Consider the following 3,176-nt stretch of genomic DNA (forward strand, 5'->3'; position numbering starts at 1 on the left):
ATGGATCGCCGGCTTGGCCTTCGGCATCGGGACCAGCTGTGCGTCGGCGGCGGCGAGCTGGATCGCGGCGGCGAATTGCGGCTTCGCGCGCGGCATCGGAACAGGGTCGGCTGATTTGGCGGGCGCCGCAGCCGCGACCACGGTGTTGGCCGTGGGCTTGTCGTTCACAACGGCTGCGCCTTCGTCTTCGTCGTCACCCGACTTGCCGGCTCCGAACAGCTTCGCGAGCAGGGTCGGCTTGCTGATGACGGCAGCATCGTCGCCATTACCGCGGCGCTCGATGTCGGCCTTGGCGAGCTCATAGCCCTTCAGCGGCGTGCCGTCGGTCGGGACATGGACGGTGCGGCCGTCGGGGAACACCCTGACCAACTGCTCGCGGGTCATGCGCGGCCAGTGGCGAATGCCGCCGGTGTCGAGATGCACGAACGGCGAGCCCGAGGTCGGATAGAAGCCGACGCCGCCGCGCTGAAGGCGCAGCCCGGCGTAGCGGATCTGCTCCAGCGGCACGCCCGGAATGAAGAAGTCCATCGCGTGGCCCAGCATGTGCTGGCTGTGGCGTGCAACGCCCGAGGAGCGGCGGCGCAGCATGGCGTTGGTGGCGGGGGCGCGATAGGCGGAGATGATCTGGATCGGCTGCTTGCCGCCGACGTCGTTATAGACCTCCCAGATGATATCGAACAAATGACGGTCCATCACCGTCTCGTCCTGGGAGCGCCAGTCGCGCAGGAAGTGATTGAGCTGCTTCAGCGCGGCTTCGTCGTAACGGCCGTCGCGCTTGAAGGTGACGGTGAGGTCTTCGCCGGAATGGGTATGGTGGAAGGAGAGGGTGCGGGTCTGGTTCAGCGCCGTCGCGTCGTGCACCGATCCGGCACCGGCCAACAGCAATAGCGCGGTCAGGCCGACTTGGTACCCGGCCTTGGGCAGCGACAACGGATTGAAGCGGCGTGCGAAGACAGCCAGCACTATAAGCCCACCCAGTCGACGAGCGTTCGGTCGGCATCATTCGCAGACCCCCTGCGAAAGACGGTGAACGCTTTCTTAAAGCGGGAGGGTTAACCGAGGTTTACCGACCCGCCCCCAAGTTAGGCTTAACTAACTGGTCGACTGTGGCAAAAGATAGCCCAGTTCCTCGGCGGCAATGGGTAATGGTTAACGTAAACGATCTCGCTTTTTAAGCGAGATCGTTGATTTTACTGCAATATTTATCGGACTTGGGCAGGCCGATCGATCAGCGGGTAATCACCCGGCGCTGCTGCTGGGCCTGGCCGCGGCGGGCCGGCTGCGGCTCCGGCTGTCCGAATCCTCCGAACAGGCGCTCGAAGAAGTTTGGTCCGGACGAGCCAAAGCCGCTGTTGTCGCCGGCGACGTTGACGCCCGGAGGCAGGCTGCTGCTCGGCGGTCGCGAGTAGCTCGGCTGGGCGTGCGCCACCACCGTTTCGAGATCCTTGCCGCGGCTGTTCTTGAGCAGCGACAGCATGGTGGCGTCGCGGCCGTAGATGTCGCGGCGGATCTGCAGCTTGCCGGCGTCGTCCACGAACGCAGTCTGGTAGGTGATGTTGACCGGGATCGGGGTCGGGAATTTCAGGTCGACTTCACTCGAGCCGTACATGCTGCGGATCTTCTCCGGCGTGTAGCGCTGGTTCGGCTCGGTGATGTTGAGCAGCACCGAGGCGTACTGATCCGGATTCTGCACGCGCATGCAGCCGTGACTGAAGGCGCGCTCGTCCTTCGCGAACAGATATTTGTCCGGCGTGTCGTGCTGATAGACCAGGAACTTGTTCGGGAAGTTGAAGCGGATGCGGCCGAGCGCGTTGGCTTCGCCGGGCGGCTGCGAGATGTGGATGGTGCCGTCGCGGTTGCGCTCGAGCTTCAGGCCCATGCGCTGCAACACCGTCGGATCCTGCTGCAAGGCCGGCAGGTATTCGTTGTAGATAATCGACGGCGGCACGTTCCAGGTCGGGTTGACCGTGATGTACTTCATCGTCTCGGTCAAAAGCGGCGTGGCGTGCTGGCCGGGCTTGCCGGTCACGACGCGCGTGGTCCAGACCTGCGCGCCATTCTGCATCACCTTCAGCGTGTAGTCGGGGATGTTGAGGATCACATAGGCATTGCCGACATTGGCGGCGCCGAGCTGGCGCGGCAGCCAGCGCCAGCGCTCCATGTTGACGAGCACGGTGTCGATCTGGCGGTCGCGCTTCGGATTGTTCAGCGCCTTGACGGTGCGCTCGTCGAGCACGCCAGTCGGCTTCAGATCGACGCTGCTCTGGAATTTCTGCACCGCCCGCGCGACCGTTGCGTCATACTTCGTGCTGTCGGCATTCTCGGTGACGCCGAGCTTGTTGCGCAGTTCCGGCACGCGCGGGTCGTCCATCTCGACCGCGGCCTGCTTCTTGCGGGCCGGCGCATATTTCAGCGCCGGGCCGTCGGCGATTGTGATGACGGGGCCGTCGCCCTGGCCGCGCAACTCGGCGAGCTTCTTCTTCAGCTCCTTGTAGAGCTTCTGCGGCGGGTTGTAGCCGTCGAGCGCGGCCGAGGCATCCTTGGCGGAGGTCACGTTCGCGAACACCTCCGTCGGATCGATCGGGTGCTCCGGATAGAGAATGTCGGCCGACACCTGCGACCAGTGCATGCGGCCGCTCTGGGCCTGCCGCGCATAGTCCAGCATGCTGGCCGCGAGCTTCAGGTCCGCATCCGCGAGCGCATCCGGCGTAGCGGCCGCGGCGAAATCCGGCACCGGATAGTCTGATGCATCGAGGCCGTCGGCGGCGGCGTCCTTCAGGCGGGCGATGACGCCCTTGCCGGCTTCGGTGAGCTTGCCGGCCTTGGTGAAGACAGGCGCGTAGTCGCGGGCCGAATAGAATTTCTCGGCGGCGGCGCGCTCATTCTTGCGGTCGAAGGTACGCAGCGTCTTGCTGGCGAGCAGTTCGCGCAGTTTGTCGGCGACCGGCTGATCCTCGGCGGCAACGTTGCTCGCGGCCTTGGCGGGTTCCGCAGCGGGAGCCGCGGCCGTTGCAGGCGCGGTGGAGGGGGCTGCGGCTGTCGCCGGCGCGGGACTTGCCGAAGGCGCCGTTGCGGTTGCCGGGGCAGGCGTCGCGGCGGGCGCGACCGCGGTATCGGTCTTCGGCGCATCGGCGGGTTTCGTCGCCGGCGCGGTGACGACATCGGCAGGCTTCGGC

General features: G+C 65.6%; 2 protein-coding genes. Both read right to left on the bottom strand.

Annotation, left to right across the window (positions count from 1 at the left end):
- The coding region (locus tag B2W55_RS20895) for a DUF882 domain-containing protein (RefSeq protein ID WP_291532279.1) at positions 1–963 on the bottom strand (963 nt) is incomplete at its 3' end.
- Between the two features lie 265 nt (positions 964–1,228).
- Positions 1,229–3,176 (bottom strand): L,D-transpeptidase family protein (locus B2W55_RS20900; RefSeq protein ID WP_291532280.1); only part of this gene is annotated, 1,948 nt, incomplete at its 5' end.

Origin of the sequence: Bradyrhizobium sp. UBA2491 (assembly GCF_002341725.1) — a bacterium.
Lineage (GTDB): Bacteria > Pseudomonadota > Alphaproteobacteria > Rhizobiales > Xanthobacteraceae > Bradyrhizobium.